Origin of the sequence: uncultured Psychrosphaera sp. (assembly GCF_947500655.1) — a bacterium.
GTDB lineage: Bacteria > Pseudomonadota > Gammaproteobacteria > Enterobacterales > Alteromonadaceae > Psychrosphaera.
Map to the genome: position 1 here is coordinate 293,813 of NZ_CANMSK010000001.1, position 20,039 is coordinate 313,851.

Annotated in this window: 15 protein-coding genes; 3 read left to right on the top strand and 12 right to left on the bottom strand. The window is 36.6% G+C overall.

Annotation, left to right across the window (positions count from 1 at the left end):
- The first annotated feature begins 11 nt into the window (after nt 1-11).
- Nucleotides 12-1,487, top strand: a complete 1,476-nt coding sequence (locus Q0940_RS01350) for a DASS family sodium-coupled anion symporter (protein ID WP_299262981.1) — start codon at nt 12-14, stop codon at nt 1,485-1,487.
- Nucleotides 1,488-1,603: 116 nt separating this feature from the next.
- Here Q0940_RS01350 and Q0940_RS01355 read toward each other — a convergent pair whose 3' ends face one another.
- Nucleotides 1,604-2,107, bottom strand: coding sequence for a DUF1203 domain-containing protein (locus Q0940_RS01355; protein WP_299262983.1), 504 nt, complete (start codon nt 2,105-2,107; stop codon nt 1,604-1,606).
- 284 nt (nt 2,108-2,391) lie between these two features.
- Here Q0940_RS01355 and Q0940_RS01360 point away from each other — a divergent pair, with 284 nt between their 5' ends.
- Nucleotides 2,392-2,961 (top strand): hypothetical protein, encoded by a 570-nt coding sequence (locus Q0940_RS01360; protein WP_299262985.1) that lies wholly within the window; start codon nt 2,392-2,394, stop codon nt 2,959-2,961.
- A gap of 156 nt (nt 2,962-3,117) precedes the next feature.
- Here Q0940_RS01360 and Q0940_RS01365 read toward each other — a convergent pair whose 3' ends face one another.
- A complete protein-coding gene (locus Q0940_RS01365) occupies nt 3,118-4,407 on the bottom strand; it encodes a divalent metal cation transporter (protein ID WP_299262987.1) in 1,290 nt (429 codons plus the stop codon).
- 550 nt (nt 4,408-4,957) lie between these two features.
- Between Q0940_RS01365 and Q0940_RS01370 the strand changes: the two genes are divergently transcribed.
- Nucleotides 4,958-6,565: a carbohydrate-binding protein gene (locus Q0940_RS01370; RefSeq protein WP_299262989.1), complete on the top strand. Its 1,608-nt coding sequence runs from the start codon at nt 4,958-4,960 to the stop codon at nt 6,563-6,565.
- A 136-nt stretch (nt 6,566-6,701) separates the two neighbouring features.
- On the opposite strand, the gene Q0940_RS01375 is transcribed toward Q0940_RS01370, so the two are convergent.
- From Q0940_RS01375 to gndA, 10 genes are all read right to left on the bottom strand, one after another.
- Nucleotides 6,702-9,482: a DUF349 domain-containing protein gene (locus Q0940_RS01375; RefSeq protein WP_299262991.1), complete on the bottom strand. Its 2,781-nt coding sequence runs from the start codon at nt 9,480-9,482 to the stop codon at nt 6,702-6,704.
- The gene (locus tag Q0940_RS01380) at nt 9,472-9,753 is read right to left on the bottom strand and encodes a DUF1315 family protein (RefSeq protein ID WP_299262993.1); all 282 of its coding nucleotides are present in this window, start codon (nt 9,751-9,753) and stop codon (nt 9,472-9,474) included. The genes Q0940_RS01375 and Q0940_RS01380 overlap by 11 nt, the downstream gene beginning before the upstream one ends.
- Before the next feature lie 26 nt (nt 9,754-9,779).
- The gene (locus Q0940_RS01385; protein WP_299262995.1) at nt 9,780-10,106 is read right to left on the bottom strand and encodes a hypothetical protein; all 327 of its coding nucleotides are present in this window, start codon (nt 10,104-10,106) and stop codon (nt 9,780-9,782) included.
- Between the two features lie 157 nt (nt 10,107-10,263).
- The gene (locus Q0940_RS01390) at nt 10,264-11,949 is read right to left on the bottom strand and encodes an AGCS family amino acid carrier protein (RefSeq protein WP_299262997.1); all 1,686 of its coding nucleotides are present in this window, start codon (nt 11,947-11,949) and stop codon (nt 10,264-10,266) included.
- 84 nt (nt 11,950-12,033) lie between these two features.
- Complete coding sequence (locus tag Q0940_RS01395; protein WP_299262999.1) at nt 12,034-13,161, bottom strand: M14-type cytosolic carboxypeptidase; 1,128 nt, start codon at nt 13,159-13,161, stop codon at nt 12,034-12,036.
- Nucleotides 13,162-13,250: 89 nt separating this feature from the next.
- Complete coding sequence (locus tag Q0940_RS01400) at nt 13,251-13,748, bottom strand: redoxin domain-containing protein (RefSeq protein ID WP_299263001.1); 498 nt, start codon at nt 13,746-13,748, stop codon at nt 13,251-13,253.
- Between the two features lie 151 nt (nt 13,749-13,899).
- Nucleotides 13,900-15,921 (bottom strand): TonB-dependent receptor, encoded by a 2,022-nt coding sequence (locus Q0940_RS01405; protein ID WP_299263003.1) that lies wholly within the window; start codon nt 15,919-15,921, stop codon nt 13,900-13,902.
- 266 nt (nt 15,922-16,187) lie between these two features.
- The gene (locus Q0940_RS01410) at nt 16,188-17,636 is read right to left on the bottom strand and encodes a glyceraldehyde-3-phosphate dehydrogenase (protein ID WP_299263005.1); all 1,449 of its coding nucleotides are present in this window, start codon (nt 17,634-17,636) and stop codon (nt 16,188-16,190) included.
- Between the two features lie 304 nt (nt 17,637-17,940).
- Complete coding sequence (gene msrB / locus Q0940_RS01415; RefSeq protein WP_299263007.1) at nt 17,941-18,342, bottom strand: peptide-methionine (R)-S-oxide reductase MsrB; 402 nt, start codon at nt 18,340-18,342, stop codon at nt 17,941-17,943.
- 163 nt (nt 18,343-18,505) lie between these two features.
- Nucleotides 18,506-20,029 carry an NADP-dependent phosphogluconate dehydrogenase gene (gene gndA, locus Q0940_RS01420; RefSeq protein WP_299263009.1) on the bottom strand — a complete coding sequence of 508 codons (1,524 nt, stop codon included), beginning with the start codon at nt 20,027-20,029 and terminating at the stop codon, nt 18,506-18,508.
- Nucleotides 20,030-20,039 lie beyond the last annotated feature (10 nt).

Genomic DNA, 20,039 nt, shown 5'->3' on the forward strand with positions numbered 1-20,039 from the left:
GGTTTATTATTATGGCAAACAATATATTAACTCAGGAGCCCGCTGAAAATAGGCACTTTCAATTGCTATTTTTAGTACTAGGTCCAATTGTTATGTTACTAACTTGTTTATTAGATCCACCTAGCGCTATGTCGCCTGCGGCATTTAAAACGGCTGGTTTAGCATTTTGGATGGCTTCTTGGTGGGTAAGTGAAGTAGTTCCAATTCCAGCTACGGCGTTATTACCATTAGTCATTTCACCTTTAGCTGAAATTAGTGCGATAAAAGCAGTTGCCGCACCTTATGCACACCCATTAATATTTTTATTTTTAGGTGGCTTTTTAATCTCAATTGCGATGGAACGTTGGGGATTACATAAGCGTATAGCATTAAAAACAATGTTATACGCTGGCACAAAACCAAGTTTTCAAATTTTAGCTATGATGCTAGTTACTGCGTTTTTATCTATGTGGATGTCTAATACTGCAACAGCGGTAATGATGCTACCTATTGCACTTTCAATTACTCATTTAGTGAAAGAGTCAAACCCAGAAAATGATGGATTTGGTAAAGCGTTATTACTTTCAATTGCTTATGGTGCAAGTATTGGTGGTATTGCTACGTTAATCGGAACACCGCCTAATGCTCTAATGGCTGCGTATCTTTCTGATAGCTACCAAATTGAAATTGGCTTTGCCCAGTGGATGATAGTCGGTTTGCCTTTAGCAATAATAATGTTATTTCTTTGCTGGATTTGGCTTACAAAGTTTGCCTATAAAGTTGATACCCAGGCAAATAAAGAAGCAAGCTTAAATACAAAAAAAGTATTTAAAGAGCAACTAAGCGCGCTAGGTATAATGCAACGTGCAGAAAAAGGCGTACTTTATGTATTTGTTTTTGCAGCACTATGTTGGATTTTTAGACCATTACTCGGTGATTTTACTGGTTTAAAAATATCTGACACGGGCATTGCAATAGCCGCCGCTTTATTACTATTTGTATTACCAGCAAATAAAGGTAGCGACGATAAAATTCTTGATTGGAAAAGTGCCTCACAAGTTCCTTGGGGTGTATTGTTATTATTTGGTGGTGGTTTAACCCTAGCCGCACAAATTAAATCATCAGGCTTAGCCGAATTTATTGCACATATGATTGAAGGCGCGAGTACTATCCCATTAGTCATGAGTGTACTTGTTGTTGTTGCATTAATTACCTTTTTAACTGAGATCACTAGTAATACAGCAACCGCAGCAGGCTTTTTACCACTATTAGGCCCTGTTGCTGAGTCTATAACTGGTACACCTTTAGTTTGGGTTATCCCTGCAGCGATTGCATGTAGTTGTGCGTTCATGATGCCGGTTGCAACGCCACCAAATGCGATTGTGTTTGGCTCTGGTGAAATACAAATGAAAGATATGATAAGAGCTGGTTTTGCTCTTAATATTATGGCGATTATAGTAACGACTATTATTACCATGACGATAGCGGCGCAAGTATTTGGTTTTTAACTTATAAGCTTGTGAGTTAATCAATAGATGATTAGCTATCTTTACCTATTAATGGCCTTGTATGTCTGAATATATACAAGGCCATTTTTTTACTTAAGAATACTAATTTCAATTATCTAAATACGATGAACGCTGCAATTAAAACATCCCGGATTTGCGTTGTGGATATGTATATATTCAACCTCACTATTTTGAAATTGTTTATCAATAACACACTCTAACTCTTTACCTTGTAGTACTTCAGCCCCTATCATCATGTTATCCGAATCATAAGATCTGACCGAAAGTAACCGATGGCGTAACATTTTAGGTATTTCATTTATACCTAGTACAACATCTTGTGCATGCTCTCTAATGAAAATTGCTCCTGAGGCGTTATAAGGTGAATCAACACTGTGATGATTAAATGATAAAGCAAGAACCTTTTCGCCTATATTAGCGTCAATTAAAGATACTCGACAAGGGAAACCAGGATTGGCATTAACGGTGATCCACTTAGCATGTTGGCTTATGCTTTTTTTATCCGTTAACTCCCTAATCCTCAATTCTTGTTCGCTCAATTTAATAAGCTCGTCAAACTGATTTTTTAATAGCCCTTTGATTAAAAACTTTATCGCCATATGTATCTTTCCAATTATGTAAAATTGGAATTGTAAATTAACAATAATATGAAACGCGCTGTTTTCGGAACTGACATTAATATTAATAATTTTTATAGTCTATAAATCTGTTTTAGGGTTCTCCCCTATTTTAAATAGTAGTTAATTTAACGCATAATCACACTTTGAATAAAACAGCCAAAAGAAACATACCCTCTTCCATGTTTCCTTTATAAATTCCAAGTAGAAGCTAAATGACGTTAAGATTTATCGCTATATTTTTTTCATTTTTCCTCTTAGGAGTTATGAATGTAAATGCAGCCTCGCCTAGCTGGAACCGTGTTGACTTAACTTATAAAAGTTATTCTTATGAAGAAATGGATGACTTTTCCCCTAGTGGATTTAATATTTCAGCTACTTATTTATTGGCTTCTAAATTCTTTATTACCTCACAAAGAGAAACGGTAACTTATCAATACCCAGCTCCACGTAAAGATACTACATTCGAGTTATCTGTGATTTCTTTTGGAATGGGACTTAAGCACTCAATAGCTAATTCAACAGATATCTGGCTTGGCGCTGGTATTGCTTCATTAGAAACAGAAGTATCTGATAAAATATTTATTAATAAAGAAAAGTCTGACGGTTTTTACTCTGAGGTAGGAATAAGATCGATGCTAAGTAGAAAAATTGAATTGTGGGGACGCTGTCAAAGAAGGACTATTGAAGTTTTAGATGGTGAGAATAAATCTAACGAATATTTCACTTTTGGCTCGCGCTATCTGTTAAATAGAAGCGTATCACTAATAAGTTCATTTGGAACAGGACAAGATCATAGCAACACAACATCTATAGGACTTAGCGTAAAATTTTAATCATCTCGTGCTCTAATGTAATTATATTCTACTCCTAGGTTTCCCTCTATCCCACTGGCTTAATACAATAGAATTTGAATACTTCATTACAACTATTACCATAATCTAAAAAGATACAGTTAAGAACTCACAAGACTTGCCCTCAAACGACTTCAATTACATCAACCATTTCCACCAAATAAACACAGCTAAGAAACCAAATAAGTACACTAGTCCTAGCCAGCTTAAAGCTTTCATTCGTGGAGTTAAGGCTAATTGACCTGTTAACTTGGCTTTTACAATTAACCGATAATTAAGTAATGCAAATATAGGCGTTGTGATAAATGCGAGTGCCATGGCAAAGTTAAGCATTGTCATCAATTGTGCAGTAAAGAACAGTAATATAACCATAGCAATTACGCTGACAAAAACCATCCAACCCATATGATTTTTAGGCTGGTCTAACTCTTTTTCTTGGATCAATAAATGTGCTTCAGACAACGAACGACAGTAACCATCTAGCACCGTAATCGTACTACCAAAGATACAAAAGAACGCCACAACCGCAATTAAATAACGAGACCATTCACCTATGGTATGCGCATACATACTCACGAGTTGATGAGTAAACTTTACACCTGAATTACTAAGTGTTTCACCATTACCATTTAATACCAAAGCGCCTAATGCTAAAAACACAATTGCTAATAATGCAGTGCCGATATAACCGACATTAAAATCGAACAAGGCGCTTTTTATGGTGACGTTCTGTTCTTTTCTTTGGTTTTTTAACCACATTGACGTTAAAGACGAAACCTCTATTGGACCTGGCATCCAGCCCATCATGATCACAATAAAGCCTATTGAAGCAATATCCCAAATACTAGGTGATTCAAAACCAGCAGGTGCAACTGGGCCATTAATAATAGCCATTACTGCAGCGCTGACGGTAGCAACAACCAAAGTGAGCATGATCACTTTGGATAATGTATCGAGTGCTTTGTAATGCCCGGCAAATAAAATGGTTAAACATACGGCTAGAATAATAGCCGCGTTTGCGGTTAGGGAGAGTTCAAAAGGAGAAAAGTAACCAAGTAAACTGGCACAAAACATTAACAGTGCCGCTGTACTTACAATAGATGCAATCACCATTAAAATAGAGAATGTCCATAAATAACCACGACCTAATTCACTATAACCTTGGATAAGGCTTTTACCTGTTCCCATAGTGTATTGAACACCAGCACGAAAGAATGGGTATTTAAAAAGGTTAACCAGTAAAATAATGATAGCTAATTGCCAACCGTAAATTGCACCCGCTTTAGTTGATGCAACCAGATGTGATCCACCTACTGATGCTGTTGCCATCATAATACCGGGACCAAAACTATTTATGATCTCTTTAAAACGTCCAGTGCTTTTCGTTTCCGAGCTTTGAGTTGAACTGGCGGTAGCCACATTTTCCATGCAATTGCCCTTGTATTATTTTTTAGTATTAAAGTATCTTATTCAAGCAAGTGATTCTATTGGCTTAATAAAAATAAAGCTATTGATAACACAGATATTACACAAAGGTATAAGTCAATTTATGGCCGACTTGAGTATGTTCAATGTTATTACTCACTAGATTAGCAGTGTTCCCAATCGAATATATAAACAAACAATATACAACAATGCCTAACCAATTTTTAAATTGGTATTACAATACGAAAAATAATTAGCTAATTACGTATTTTCTCAATATTAAAAAAATAACCCTACCCTCTTGATTAAATGATGATTTAAATTTAACACCTCCTAAAATAGAGAAACAGACCAGTCCTAAATTACAATTTTATTACAAACGTATGTTGAATTTATTTCACCTATGGTCAATTATCATACTTCGACAATTAAATTGGTAAAACCAAAACCAATAAAAAAACGTCGGATACAACAGGTAGTATTTAAAATATAAGTTACCAATATAACGAATTGGTTTACCAAAAATGATAATTATAATTATAGAGAACATTTTATGAATTTTAATACACGAAAAACTTACACAACATTAGCGATATCAACAGCGCTAACTTTAGCCAGCATTGCAACATCAAATGCGGCTTCAGTTAGTATTACAAATCCAGGTTTTGAAAGTGATTTCAGTGGTTGGGAAGATACAGACCCTTCTGCAATTTCATCTGATGAACACTCAGGTTCAAAAGCTGCAAAAATCACAGGTTCTGGTGGTAAATTTGAACAAGATGTTAGCGTTGTAGCTAATACTGATTACGAATTATCAGCTTATATTGAAGGTATCGGTAAAATTGGGGCTGATGTAAATGGTACTCGTCATAACCGTACTGGTGGCGGGGATGATTATGAACTAGTGACCGTTTCCTTTAATTCTGGATCTGCGACAACAATTACTATTTATGGAAATTATTACGATGGTGAGGGCCGTTTTGATGACTTTGAATTAAACTCTGTTGGGACATCTACCCCCACAACGCCAACTGATTCAACTAGTGTACCGGGTTTAATCCAAGCAGAAGATTACAATGATTATTATGATTTAACCTCTGCTAACCAAGGCGGTGAATATCGTACTGATGGCGTTGATGTTCAAACGACTAGTGATAGTAATGGCGGATACAATGTTGGCTGGATAAAAGCAGATGAATGGTTAGATTATACTATTACAGTTACTTCAGCAGGAACATACACTGCCAATATACGTGTTGCATCAAATAAAAGCACAGGTAGCTTTGATGTTTTAGTTAATGGCTATTTAAGCGATAGTCTTAATGTAGGTAACACCGGTGGTTGGCAAAGCTGGGAAACCCAAACTATTGATTTAGGTTCATTAAGTGTAGGTGAGCATACTATTCGAATTGATGTTACAGGTAACGACTTTAACCTTAATTGGATTGACGTTAAACAAGGTAGTTCCACAACACCTCCAACAGGCTCACTAGATGATTGGGATTGGAGTATTTGGGATTTAGAAGGTGGTGATAATGATCTTGACCCTGTTGTTGGTGATAGTATGGTATTTGATGCATTAGCCGCACAACATGTCACTCCTAACGGTAATGGTTGGAGACATGAACTTAAAATAAAATCAGATGAGCGTGTCGCTATGACTGAATTGTATGAAAACTTCCAATCAAACATTAAATTGGATATTTCAGATGGTTCTAAAATGATTGTTGCGCAGCATCACGCAAGTGATACCGGTACTATCATGAAACTTTATGTTTCAGATACAAGCGAATCAGGTTTTGATGACAGTGTCGCAAACAATGGTATTTTTGATGTTTACGTACGTTTAGCTAAAGAAGATGGTTCAGGTGAAGAGAAACAAGCGCTTGGTACTATTCGTAGCGGAGATAACTTTGACTTTCAAGTGATTAACGATCATGGCTTCGTGACCGTAAACGCGATGGGCGAAACCTTCAGCTTAACGATTGAAGATAGCTCTGAATCATACTTGAAGTTTGGTAACTATTTGCAAGCACAAGATGCTGAGTCTGGAGATGATGTAGACGACAGCGCTGATTGGGCTGACTTTTATAGTGATGCAGGTATTACTGAAAGTGTATTGACCTTCACTAATTTAAGTTATGAACGTAATGTAGATTAATACAAATTATCTAGTGTTTTAAATTAAAAAGGTAGAGCATAACGCTCTACCTTTTTTTGATTTTAACTATTTATATTTTCTTAAAGAGCACTTCTATTTAAAAGTTATCTTATTAATAACTCTTGTTATATAGAGCTTAAGAAATAAATATAGGTTTGATCCTTGCCAGCAGTTCAATATCTTTGTCGGTAAACATGCCTGCAGACAACCAAGTTTCTAGTAAGTCTTGAACGTTATATTCAACGCCCTGCTGCATTTTAGCCGTTAACATTTCCATTTGTGCTTGATTACGTTTGGCTTTATCAGACTCTGGAGATTCTAATCCAGCGATGATCTCCATAAGTAAAGTCACATGATGGCGATCTTCTTTTGAATTCATGTTAAACGCACTTTGCCAAGACGATTTAAATGAACTCAAGTCGGCAGATTTACCTTCCACTATAGCTTCAACAGCGGCAAATAAGTCGACGTATATTTGTTGCTCTTGTTTTGCTCTTAACAAGGCAATTGCTTCGTCGGCTTGCTTAGTGATAGATAAAACGATGCGTCTTAACTTTTCAAATTGCGGTTTAGCAACGCCTTTTACTTGCGTTAAGCTTTGCTCTGCTTGATCTATGATTGAACGTAAATCATTGATTTCAGATGTTTCTTCAATTGAGTGTTTTAAGTCTGACAACATTACCATGTGCGTATCAAACAATTCGTTTGCTGCGCTCATTTCTTGTTTTTTGTCATTGTCTCTTTGTTCAAAGACTGGATTGTTAACCGCTCTAAACTCATTCCAAAGCTTTTGATCTGTACCTTTGCCTGCAAAACCAATGCTTTTCCATTTTGCTTGTAAGCGTTTTAATTTGTCAGACTTTTGGCCTAAATCCATTTCTTGGCTTACCAAGTCTTTCGCTTGTTTAATTAGCGATAGCTTATCTTGCTCGTTGGTAGCATGGTGCTTGGTAATCGCTTGCTTAATTGGTTTTAAACTCGCTTGGTAACGGTTATTTATTTCCGTTACTTTTTCACGGTCTATTAAACCAGTTTCACGCCATAAACGCGTTAATTTAACAAACACGGACTCTAAGTCTTTCCAGCTTGATACTTCTGAGCTTTTTAGGTTATTAGCTAATGTTTCTAGCTGAGTAATAATTAATAACTTAGCGTCCAAATGCGTTTGACGTTCATCTTCAAGCTCTTTGTAATACTCACGACAAGGCATAAATGCAGTTTCACAATACTGGTTAAACTCATCGTTTAACGCAACTTCTTGCTCATCACCTGCATGACCTAATGACAGCCAGTTTGAACGCAATAAGCGAACTCTATGCGCTTGTTCAGTTGGGTCAACCAATGGTGTCTCAGCTAGCTTTTTAGCATCAGCCAATAACTCTTGTTTTTTAGGATTTGAAAACGACTGTTGTAGCTCTTGTAGCTTTTCGATTTCAGATTCTAAAACTTCCCACTTACGTGCGATTTGGCTTTGTTGATATTCATTTAAGTCGGCATACCAAAAAGTCATTTTCTTGTATAAGCCAAATGCGTTATTAAACTTCCCTTCTTGAATTAAGACTTCAAGCTCTGGAATTTTACGACGAATTTGGTTAAACGTTTGGCGCTGTTGTTTTTCAAACTCAGTGACTTTACCGTCTCTTTGTTTTAATAACTTAGCGTACTCAGTCGCAATATCCGTTGGTAAAGAAATACCCACGTCTTTAAGATTTTGTTGCCACTGCTTTTTAAGCTCTTTAAGCTCAGGCGTGATCTCATTTAACTGAGCTAAATCTTGTGGAATTGGCAATTGCTGTAATTTTTCCAATAACGATTTAGCCAGTAAAATAGCTTGCTGAATTTTAGGGATTTGGTTCGCACGATTAAATATGCTTTCTGCGCGCTTCAACAATTCAACACGGCTTGACTCTTTTAACTGCAATTCAGCACATTTGTGAGTTACGGCGTTAATGTCATTACTTAATTGTGTTTGCTCTATTTCACTGTCATCTGCAATAGATTGTGTGATTTTAGATTCAACAGCGGTTAATTCTGCAGAAATTGCTTTAAAATTATCTTGCTGCTGTTGTTGTAATAATTCGTTTTCTTGCTGTTCTTGCCACTGCGCTTTTAAAGGCGATTGAATACGTTCTAATGTAGCAGTAATTTTTTCATGTTTTTCCAACAATTCTGCTTTAACATTGTCTGCTAACACATCAAACTGGCTAGCAGCTAGTTGCCATTGGCTTTCCATTTCAGTTTGCTTGTCGGCAATAACTGCAAAGTCACTTTTGTCTTTTAACGCATTTAATTGGGCTAATAACAAACGAACTTGTTTTTCTAACTTAACAGGTTTTTCTGCATCAAGTCTTAATTGCTCTAACTTGTTATCTACGGTAGTTAATAACTCGCCATCTAATTTTTTAGTTAATTTTTTAAGTTGATTAACATCTGTTAAGTTTTCTAATAAGTTTAATTTTGATTCAATAGGTAAACTACTGTCGGTAATCGCTTTAAAGTTTAATGCATCTTTATTTAAGCGTTTAATGGTATTTAATGTTAGTTCTTGGTCGTTAAGATCAAATACAACTCGTTCTAATAACTGAGTTTTATTACACTGCTCTATAAATTCAACTTTAAGTCGTGGATCTAAATTAGTATCTCTTTCACCAATTAACGACTCTGTAATAATACGCTCAGCGTACTTTTTAATGCTGTCAGAAAAGTCATGTTTAAAGGCCTGCCACCATAAAGCAAAGTCGTTTAATTTCTCTAGCGTTGCACGGCGTACTCTTTCGTCGCCGTCATTAAAGGCGAGTTCGTGCAATATCGACTTATTTGCATGATCTGCTTTGTCTAGCTCTGCTACTGCGGCTAGACGTTCGCTAACTTTTTTGCTTTGCCATTTTTTCTTTTTAAATAATTTACTAAATATCATCTTGGTTAAACCTTGCGATGTCAGTTTCAGGTAAAAATTCGCGCTGTAATTCACGCTTAGATTTCATCACCATTTCACCATCTTCGCCGATAGTGAACTGCTGATTAGATTTTTCGACTTTGGCTTGATATGCCAAAACCAGTTGTAATGAGTTATCTCTTTGTTCTGCTGTTAAGCGCTGGCCGTTCTGCCATTTTCCGGTTTCAACTGCGTATTTTAGGTTTTCAAAAACCTCAGGCGTAACAGTCGCCAACATTTGTTCTAAATTCATTTACTTACACCTATTAACGACGCCAATTATAATTTTTTACGTTTAGACAAAATAAGTCGAACTCGATTTATTAAGTACCAAAGAAAGCCAACAACAATACAAACTTGCGATAATAAATATTGGGGAGTTGTTTTGTCTTCGCTATTATAAAAGGTAAAAACACCAACTAAAAACAATAACATAGCTATCGCTTGATGCGTCATTAAAGTTTGGCTGTTTTTCAATGTTTTGATCTTGCTCAATGAATGCAGTTTTTCTTCGGTTAAATCTGTCATATCTAGATCGCAGTGAGGACAGATGGATTGTTTATCTGAAATAGATTTTGCACATTGGGGACATTTAATTATTGCCATATAACATTCTCTCAAAAGGATATTTACTTTCCGTCATCCCAAAATCAAGTAGGGATAAAACGCAGAAAAAGCACCCCAATATTATCAGGATGCTTTTTTATTCTAAACGGTAGAACTCATTAAGCTAATTAATGAGGACTATTTTCATAAAAACAACTTATTTGTCTTTATTTTCGCCATGCTCTTTGTCGAACTTAACCCAATAATCGTCAACCGTTTCTTTCATTTCTTTACGAAGTAACATGATACCAAGTAAATTAGGTAGTGTCATAACTACGATCGCTACCGCAGCTAATGTCCAGATAAACGAAGTATCTGCAACCGCAGCCCACGCAAAACCTGCACAATAAATAACACGGTATGGCATTACAGAACGTGCACCTAATAAATAGGTCATTGCTCTGTCACCATAATATGACCATGCAATTGCGGTAGAGAAAGCAAATAACAATAAACCAATCGTTACTATGTATTTACCATACTCGCCAAAGTAACCTTTAGTGAAGGCTTCTGTTGTTAAGGCTGCAGAGTGAATTAATGAATCACCACGAACAATAATCTCATCATTTTTTAATGCTCCATCAATGACTTTTAATTTACCGTTGTACAAATGTTCACCCGGTAATAAGAAAGTCACGTTTTCAGCTATTGAACGAGAGTTAATAATTGTAAAGTCAGGATCAGCTCCAGTCGCTTTACCTTCAACAATTTGTAATTCGCCATCAAATTTAGTGATGTCACTTTTCTCACCGTTAAGGTGTAAGTATAACGAATTCATATTATCTTCTGAACTCTCAAGATATACGCCATTAATTATCGACATATCAGAACGTTGGAAGTCATTTTCAAACTTGTCGTGCCACGCACCAGAAGACAAAATAACCATACCTGTTAACGTACAAATAATGATGGTATCGATAAATGGTTCTAATATTGAAACCATACCTTCAGATACTGGTTCATCTGCTTTTGCTGCAGCGTGAGCAATTGGAGCAGAACCTTGACCGGCTTCGTTCGAGAATAAACCACGGTTTACACCTTTGGTAAATGCATACGCAAATGCGGCACCAATGAACCCGCCTGTTGCTGCAGAACCTGTAAAGGCATCGGCAAATACAGAGATAAATGAAGGTAGTAAGTTTTCAATGTTATATGTAATAACACCTAATGCACCAACAACATAGATGATAGACATTGTAGGTACAATACGAGAAGTAACATAAGCGATACGTTTAATACCACCTAAAATAACTAACGCTAATGCAACCGCTAATACACCACCAGTAACGATACGTTCGATACCAAATGAGCTTTCCATACTTACTGCGATATTATTGATTTGCGGTAAGCTACCTGTACCAAATGAGCTGATAACCGTTGCAATTGCAAACGCAACCGCTAACCATTTCATGTTTAAGCGACGGTCCATGTAATACATTGGGCCACCGGCCATAGTGCCGTCTTCTACTTTCACACGATATTTGTGTGACATAGTTACTTCAACAAATTTAGTTGTCATACCAAAAAAGGCGGTCATCCACATCCAAAACAATGCAGCTGGACCACCAATTGATAATGCTAAAGCAACACCACCGATATTACCGGTACCAACGGTACCAGATAACGCAGTAGAAAGAGCTTGGAAGTGACTTGTATCGCCTTCTGCGCCTTTTTTATCGTATTTGCCAGTTACCACAAGCCAAGCATGTTTAAAGTAGCGGATTTGTGGGAATTTAAGATAAATGGTGAAGAAAACACCAACACCTAATAGTACATAGGGAAACCAAGGAGAGCTTCCTAATAGACCATCAAGAAAAACGAGTAAATCATTTAATGCGTTCACTGTTTGTTCCTTTTTATTATAGTTATTGTTTTATAAAAATAATGAGCTAGTTTCCTAGCCCATTTCGAATTTTGTATGTTTGGTTTAGCGTAACTTTTTCACTACGGCTAATACGGCCGTTAGTACATCAGCCCCAAACTTAGCAGAACGAACATCGTTCCAGCCATAAAATGCGTCGGGTGCATCATTATGGTCTTTAAATGGCATTTCTACAGTATAAGACAAACACTTAAATTGTTCACCAACCCAAGATGCACCTACCGTTGGTAGAGCTGTACCTGGTTCATCTTTGTCATAACCGTGTACATCTTGAAACTCAGGCGTTACTGCTGCATAAGCTGCTTTAAAAGATTCTTCTAATGCTTGATGACGAGCGTCGTAACTTTTTATACCCTCACAACCCGCCACAAAGTTATATGGAATAGCTTCATCACCGTGTATATCCAAAAACATATCAACGCCTGTTGATAGCATTTTTTCACGTACGTAATAAACTTCTGGACTCTTATCTAAAGATGGCTCTAACCATTCACGGTTTAAGTTACTGCCTACTGCATTGGTTCTTAAGTGACCGCGAGCTGATCCGTCTGGATTCATATTTGGTACTATATAAAAAACAGCTTCATCCATTAGTAAACGAGATACGGCATCGTCATGGTCGAATAAACGCTCTAATAAACCTTCTACATACCACTCGGCCATTGACTCACCAGGATGCTGACGAGCCGTGATCCATATTTTCTTTTTACCTTCAGCTTCTTGCCCTATTTGTAACAAAGACATGTCTCTGCCATCTAAAGTTTGACCTAAAGTAATAAGTTGAGTGTCTGGGGAAAGTTGAGATTTATGAATAAGGTCTAAGTGGCGTTCATAGGAGTAAGGAACAAAGTAAGCATAAAATACGTGGTCGAACTCTGGGATATGATTAAAGACTAATTCTCCGTCTTGGTAGTCGGTGTCAATACGGAACCAAGTCTCACGGTCGTAAGAGGCCATGGTTTTATAATCTTGCCAGCCTTGTGGGTAAGACGCTTGGGCTGCATTTAAAATTCTGAACTTATGCTCTTCGCCAGCGGTAGACTCAATTTTAAAATGGAACCACTGATAAAAATCTGATTCATTGTCTTTGGAGATGTTTAATTGGATATCTGAGGTTGACTCTAAGCTAACAACTTCTATGTTGCCGCTATCAAAGTTACTGGTAATTTTCATGCTTTAATCTCGTCACTGTTTATCCCATCAAGACTAACACATAAAATAAAGTAGAAACCAGTCGTAATCTATTTTCTAGCGTTACTTGCTTATAAAATGGTCGACCTTAATAACATTCCAATTTCAGTGCTGTATCCCATTGACTTACTTACCACAACACCCTTGGTATCTATGACGTAATAAGTAGGGTAGCCTTGGATTTTATAGTCCTGAGCTAAAGCGTCATTACCTAATAAAGTTGGAAATTGATATTCATTTTCATGCATGAAATTTACTATTTCATCTGAGTGCTGGAAACTTAACGCAACAGAAACCACATTAAATTGCTCTGCATTATCCTCATGAAAATCTTGTAGGTTTGGCATAGTGAATTTACAAACTGAACACCAAGGTGCCCAAAAGAACAATAAGGTTGGCTTATCTGACAATGATGCTAAGTTTATTTTATTGCCCTGAATATCAAGCAGTTCAAAATCAGGCGCTTTGGTATCACCAGATGTTGATAATAAACTGGATTCTTGAAACCACGTTATTGCCATAAATATGCCAATAAAGAAAAGTGCTTGAGTGGTTAAATTTTTTAACATAACTGTAACTGCCGCCAATGAATTCAAGTAATAAGTGTATTGTTGTTAATAGACCTGAAAAGCCTGAAATTAATTTCCCACTTATGTTTATAAACGCTACTTATAAGAGTTACCTATAAGCACCGTTTATAAATGCTGTTAATAACTAAGATTAAAACTCATAAGTTAAACTAAACGACGCAAATTGCTTTTGCTGAGGGACGTAATATTGGTTTAGCGTTTGAGTCGCGTCATAAACCTTATCGTCTTGCTCAAAGGCGTTCTCAATTTTTAACGAGAATAGAAGACTTCTACCAAGTTGGTAGTTTACGACAGCATTAACCAATACCGTTGAGCTTCCATCAAACACAACCTCATCAACACTTGCCGTTTCATTAGCTAAATCAAGACCTGAACGTACTATAGTATTTAACCCTATATTAAAGTTACCGAGCTGACCGACTAAACTCAACGAGCCAAATGTAGTGAATTCATGGTTTTCTGTGTCGTTAAAATAATGGGTTAATGTGCCTTCTAAATTCCAATTTTTATTCATTTGATAATCAGCTTTAGTCTCTAACCCAACCATTTCTTGATCTTCAAGATTACGATATAAACGTCTAAAACCAGTGTCAAAGTCTGTTAGTGCAATAACATCAGATTGCTCTTGATAAAATGTGGTTACATCCACATTCCAAGTTTGTTCTTTATAAGAGTAACCCAGTTCAAAAGAACGGATTTTTTCTGGCGTTAGAGATGGATTGCCATAATATGAAAGTTCAGTAGAAAATAATTCACTAAAGTTTGGAGAACGAAAACCTTCTGAGTACTCAACCGTTAAAGCACTTTTAGGGTTTAAGCTTCTTCTATAATTAAATTGCATTGAAATATCATCAGAAAAATTATGATTACGTTCTAATCTAATCCCTGCTGATAAAGTGTCTACCCCTGTCATTTTCCAATTCATATTAGTAAACAAGCCATGGCTTTCAACATCTTGTAATAAACTAGAGTATTGTCCAAAGTCAGATACAGATTGTAACTTTTCATTGTAATATCTATCTAACGGTAAGCTATCTTGACCATCTGGTGTTAGATGCGATGTGATCACGCCTGCTTCATATTGTTCTTGTTTTTGCCATTGCCCACCAAATTCAAAATGTAACCATTCAGACCAAGCGTAAATTGTAGATATATTAAATTCTATTTTATAAGAAGCCCAATCTGGACCAAACCAATAATCTTCAGAAAAAGGACGAATTCCCCCCTCGTCTATTAGTCCCACAGATTTAACACTATGGTCAGAATAGGATAAGTCAGTTTTATAACTAACATTTTGAGTTACTCGACCATGAAGTTTATTTGATAAAAGTTTAGTCTTTGATTGAAATTTATTATCTGGATGATAATTCTGGTTAGTTAAAAACCCATCTTGCTCATGCTGCTCTTCATAATAACTCATCACATAGTTGCCAAGCTGCCAGCTTGCACTTAATTGGTCGTGCACATAAGGCTTGTTAATGTGATCTTTGCCATCTAAATAACTAGATGTAGGAATATTGCTTGATGAATATTTCCCACCATCCCCTTGACTCTCGGCAATGAAAAATGAGAACTGACCAAATCGAGTTTTTCTGAATAAACTAGCTATGCCTTTTTTATGTTCATTTTGTCCAGCTTCCAACAAGACATAATTCGATTTTTTGGTGATCACATTAATAACTGCTAATGCTGCATTATTACCAAACTCAACCGCATTAGGGCCTGTGTAAACATCAATGCGTTCAGCCAAAGATAAGTTGAAATATGGTGATGACATTTGCACATCATTAAATAGCAAGCTATTGATTTTTATACCATCAATCATTAATACTAGATAACCGTCCTCTGCGTTTACACCTCGGACTTGTAGCTGGCTATGAGCAGAAATATTTTCGCCAGTGACATTTTGAAAACCTGGTAAGTAATTTAACAAACTATACAGATTAGACACTCCATAGCTTTGGATTTTTTGTTGATCAAAAACATAATCTGGCTGTTGAAGAATTGATTCGGAGGTGGTTTCTACTTGTACTTTTTTAGTTTCAGCTTGAGCTTTAGTTGCAGCCTGAACAACGAAAAAAGACTGACTGATAAGTAGTGAGAATAAGATTATAGAATTGGGCTTTACTGAGCTAAATACTGAACTAAACATTTAATCTAACGATCCATTTTGAGTGATTTTTTTGATTAGGTGTTAACGGTATCTTAAATGCCCTTTCAATTCATTAAAATTAAGCCAATCTGTTAAAAAAATTAGTTAAAATATTTTCTAGGGCGGGATAATTGAAATAAAAAAGGCCACTTAAAAATGGCCTTATTGTGACGGATCAATATTTACAGCTTTATCTATAGATATCAGCGATATAATACCAATTGAATTAATGCATTCAATTCATGAATACAATTGGTATAAATTAATTAAGCCGTTGGTAATGACGGATACTTGATCCCAGCCATTTCTTGCATCACTCTTACAACCTGACAGCTATAACCAAATTCATTGTCATACCATACATACAACACAGCGCGATTATCTTGTACTATGGTTGCTCTTGAATCAACAATACCTGCGTATCGGTTACCCACTAAATCCGTAGATACAATCTCGGTTGAGCTGGTGTAATCCACTTGATCTCTAAGTTCAGAATGTAAAGCAACGTCTAGTAAAAACTTATTTAGTTCTTCTTCTGACGTGGCTTTGTCTAAGTTAAGATTCATTATTGCCATAGACACGTTTGGTGTAGGTACTCGAATCGCATTCCCTGTTAACTTGCCGGTTAATTCAGGTAATGCTTTAGACACGGCTTTTGCCGCACCGGTTGAGGTCAATACTAAGTTAAGTGCTGCAGCACGACCTCGACGTTCACCTTTGTGGAAATTATCAATTAGGTTTTGATCGTTGGTGTAAGAATGTACGGTTTCAACATGACCATTATCAATACCATATTCATCATTTATCGCTTTTAATATTGGCGTAATGGCATTGGTTGTACAACTTGCCGCACAAACAATTTTGTCATCCGCTTCAATGTCTGTGTGGTTAACACCATAAACAATATTTTTAATCTCACCGCCAGCAGGTGCGGTTAACAATACTTTGGCTGCGCCTTTTGATTTTAAATGTAAGCCTAAACCGTCTTCATCTTTCCAAATACCTGTATTATCAACTATTAATGCGTTGTTAATGCCGTAATCCGTATAATCAATACTATCTGGAGAGTCAGCGTAAATCACTTGAATGTATGAGCCATTAGCTTTAATAACATTGGCTTTTTTATCAACCGTAATGCTGCCATTAAATGGCCCATGAACTGAGTCTCGACGTAATAAACTGGCGCGTTTTTCTAAATCACCATCTTTACCACCACGAACCACAATTGCGCGTAAACGTAATGTGGCATTTGGTCCATTACGTTCAATTAATAAGCGTGCTAATAAACGCCCTATTCGGCCAAATCCATATAGCACAACATCTTGCGGCTCGGGGTGTCCGTCTTGGTCTAAGATGTCGGCTAGCTCCTGCTTTAAATACTCTTCTTTTGAAAGTCCTTTGCCTTTATCTTTATAAATGTAACCAAAGGCTAATTTGCCTAAATCTATTTTGGCTGGGTTTAAGTTTAAACCTGAAAGAATTTCTAAGAATTCGTAGCTTTCACGCACTCTAAGCTTGGTATTTTCATACTTAGTTACGGTTTTATGGGCTTTAATGATTTCAATAGCAGATGCGGAAACTAATGGACGACCATAAATACAAATTTCAATACCGCGGCCACGATATAACATACCGATTAACGGTTGCATACGGTCTGCAAATTCTTGTCTTTCTAACCAACTTTTTTGATAAGTCTGTTCAGGAGTTAACGTCATTACATCTGCCTTTATAATAATTTAATTCACAAAAATGATTCACTAAAGAAGACTCACAACAATTGCGTAAGCCTTAAGTGCGGATGCATTGTAAATTATTATTTCGTAAGTTTAAATGTATTATTACAAATTGACTTACAATAAATTAAAAAAACAAATTGCTAAATCTAATATAAGCAGAAATAAAAGCGCCATCGGAGCTTCTAAGTTATTAAGTTAAAAGTCGATATAACGCATATAATAAAAGGATTGTACGTAAAACTTTATAAAGTAGTCGATTTTATCATTTATAAAAAACTCGTATTTACTCACCATCAAAGGTAAGTGATACTGAATTAACACAATACCGGTTACCAGTTTCAGTTGGCCCATCTTCAAATATATGGCCTAAATGCGCATCACAGTTAGCACAAGTGATCTCAACTCTGATCATCCCTAGTGTTGAATCTTTATGATAATCCACAGCGCCTTCTATACTTTGATCAAATGACGGCCAGCCGCAATGAGCATCAAACTTTTGAGATGACTTAAATAGCTCTGAGCCACAACATACACATTTATAATTACCTTGGGCATCATGTTCTAAGTACTTTCCAGTAAATGGACGTTCTGTGCCTTTAAGTCTGGTTACTCGGTAGGTTTCATCATCAAGCAACGACTTCCACTGCTCTTCTGTTTTTACTATTTTGTCTATTGATTTTGTCATTGTATTTCTCTTAATTGAAATCATGCTAAATGTTATAACTACTTTATACCTTATTGCACCTAAGATTTAACCCTAGACATAAAAAAACCATATCAATGGATATGGTTTTTAAAGTCACTTAATACTAAGTTTAGTACTAGGTATTTAGCTTATTCTTTAACGATTACACCTTAACGATTGGACGGTTTGGATGACTCCACTCAACGTGGTACATCTTGCCGTCAGCTTTGTCGGTACGAGCAAATGTGTGCGCACCAAAAAAGTCACGTTGGCCTTGTAGTAAATTAGCAGGTAGTACTTCACTACGATATGAGTCGTAGTAAGCCAAAGCCGATGAAAACGCCCCAATTGGAATACCCATCATTGATGAGTTAGCAATTGTTTTGCGCCAGTTTGTTTGGAATTTAGCAATTTGTTCAGCAAAGAAAGGGTCAACTAATAAGTTAGATAACTCTTCATCACGTTCGTACGCTTTGGTAATTGACTGTAAAAATACCGCACGAATAATACAACCAGCACGCCAAATTTTAGCAATACCAGCAAAATCCAAGTTCCAGCCGTGTTCTTTACCAGCCATACTCATTAATTGAAAACCTTGAGCATAAGCACAGATTTTTGAACAATATAATGCATCATGTAACTGGGCAATAACTTCGTCTTTATCTAAGTCAAACTCAGATAAGTCAGGCCCAGCTAACACTTTAGAAGCTGCTATGCGTTCATCTTTTAATGTTGATAATGCTCTTGAATATACAGCAGATGAAATAGTTGGTGACGGAGCGCCTATTTGCAATGAGCTAACCGCAGTCCATAAACCTGTACCTTTTTGGCCAGCTTTATCTAAGATAATATCAACTAAAGGTAGGTTTGTTTCTGGGTCGATATGCTCTAAAACTTCCGCGCTTATTTCGATTAAATATGAGTTTAACTCACCTTCATTCCATTTTCTAAAAATGACGGCGATTTCTGCTGGGCTCATATTAAGGCCAGAGCGCATAATATTATAGGTTTCACAAATTAGCTGCATATCGGCATATTCAATACCGTTGTGAACCATTTTCACGTAATGACCAGAGCCTGTTTCACCTATGTAAGTGGCACAAGGTTCGCCTTCTGTTACTGGGTTACCAGGTTCATGACGTTCAATTGGTCTACCTGTCGCATCGTCAACTTTAGCGGCGATTGCTTTAAACATTGGAGCAATACGAGTCCACGCATAACGGTCGCCACTTGGCATTAATGAAGCACCAAAACGCGCACCAACTTCGCCACCAGAAACAGCTGTTGAGAAGAATAGGAAGTTACCTTCAAAGTTCTTTTCACGTTCTACTGTGTCAGTCCACAAGCTGTTACCGGTATCAACAATAATATCGTCAGCTTCTATACCTGCATCAATCAGTTTATGACAAACATCGTCAACTGGACGCCCTGCTGGTACGGATAAGATAACTAAATGAGGAGATTTTAACTTGGAGAGTAGTTCTGTATATGATGTACATGGGAAAATGCGTTGTGGTTTGTCGCCTCTTTCCAGTTTGTCTTGACTAATTGCACTGGCTACCTTTTCAGTGTCCAAATCAAAAGCAGCAATGGTGTAGCCATTGTCAGCCAAATTAAGAGCTAGGTTTTTGCCCATCACTCCTAAACCGATAAAACCGATATCACATAAAATAGCGTTGTCTGACATAGAATTAGCT

Bases quoted from the DNA above. Each gene is read 5' to 3' on its own strand.
- Q0940_RS01350 (WP_299262981.1), top strand. From the start codon at position 12: ATGGCAAACAATATATTAACTCAGGAGCCCGCTGAAAATAGGCACTTT.
- Q0940_RS01355 (WP_299262983.1), bottom strand. From the start codon at position 2,107: ATGGCGATAAAGTTTTTAATCAAAGGGCTATTAAAAAATCAGTTTGAC.
- Q0940_RS01360 (WP_299262985.1), top strand. From the start codon at position 2,392: ATGAATGTAAATGCAGCCTCGCCTAGCTGGAACCGTGTTGACTTAACT.
- Q0940_RS01365 (WP_299262987.1), bottom strand. From the start codon at position 4,407: ATGGAAAATGTGGCTACCGCCAGTTCAACTCAAAGCTCGGAAACGAAA.
- Q0940_RS01370 (WP_299262989.1), top strand. From the start codon at position 4,958: ATGAATTTTAATACACGAAAAACTTACACAACATTAGCGATATCAACA.
- Q0940_RS01375 (WP_299262991.1), bottom strand. From the start codon at position 9,482: ATGATATTTAGTAAATTATTTAAAAAGAAAAAATGGCAAAGCAAAAAA.
- Q0940_RS01380 (WP_299262993.1), bottom strand. From the start codon at position 9,753: ATGAATTTAGAACAAATGTTGGCGACTGTTACGCCTGAGGTTTTTGAA.
- Q0940_RS01385 (WP_299262995.1), bottom strand. From the start codon at position 10,106: ATGGCAATAATTAAATGTCCCCAATGTGCAAAATCTATTTCAGATAAA.
- Q0940_RS01395 (WP_299262999.1), bottom strand. From the start codon at position 13,161: ATGAAAATTACCAGTAACTTTGATAGCGGCAACATAGAAGTTGTTAGC.
- Q0940_RS01400 (WP_299263001.1), bottom strand. From the start codon at position 13,748: ATGTTAAAAAATTTAACCACTCAAGCACTTTTCTTTATTGGCATATTT.
- Q0940_RS01405 (WP_299263003.1), bottom strand. From the start codon at position 15,921: ATGTTTAGTTCAGTATTTAGCTCAGTAAAGCCCAATTCTATAATCTTA.
- Q0940_RS01410 (WP_299263005.1), bottom strand. From the start codon at position 17,636: ATGACGTTAACTCCTGAACAGACTTATCAAAAAAGTTGGTTAGAAAGA.
- msrB (WP_299263007.1), bottom strand. From the start codon at position 18,342: ATGACAAAATCAATAGACAAAATAGTAAAAACAGAAGAGCAGTGGAAG.
- gndA (WP_299263009.1), bottom strand. From the start codon at position 20,029: ATGTCAGACAACGCTATTTTATGTGATATCGGTTTTATCGGTTTAGGA.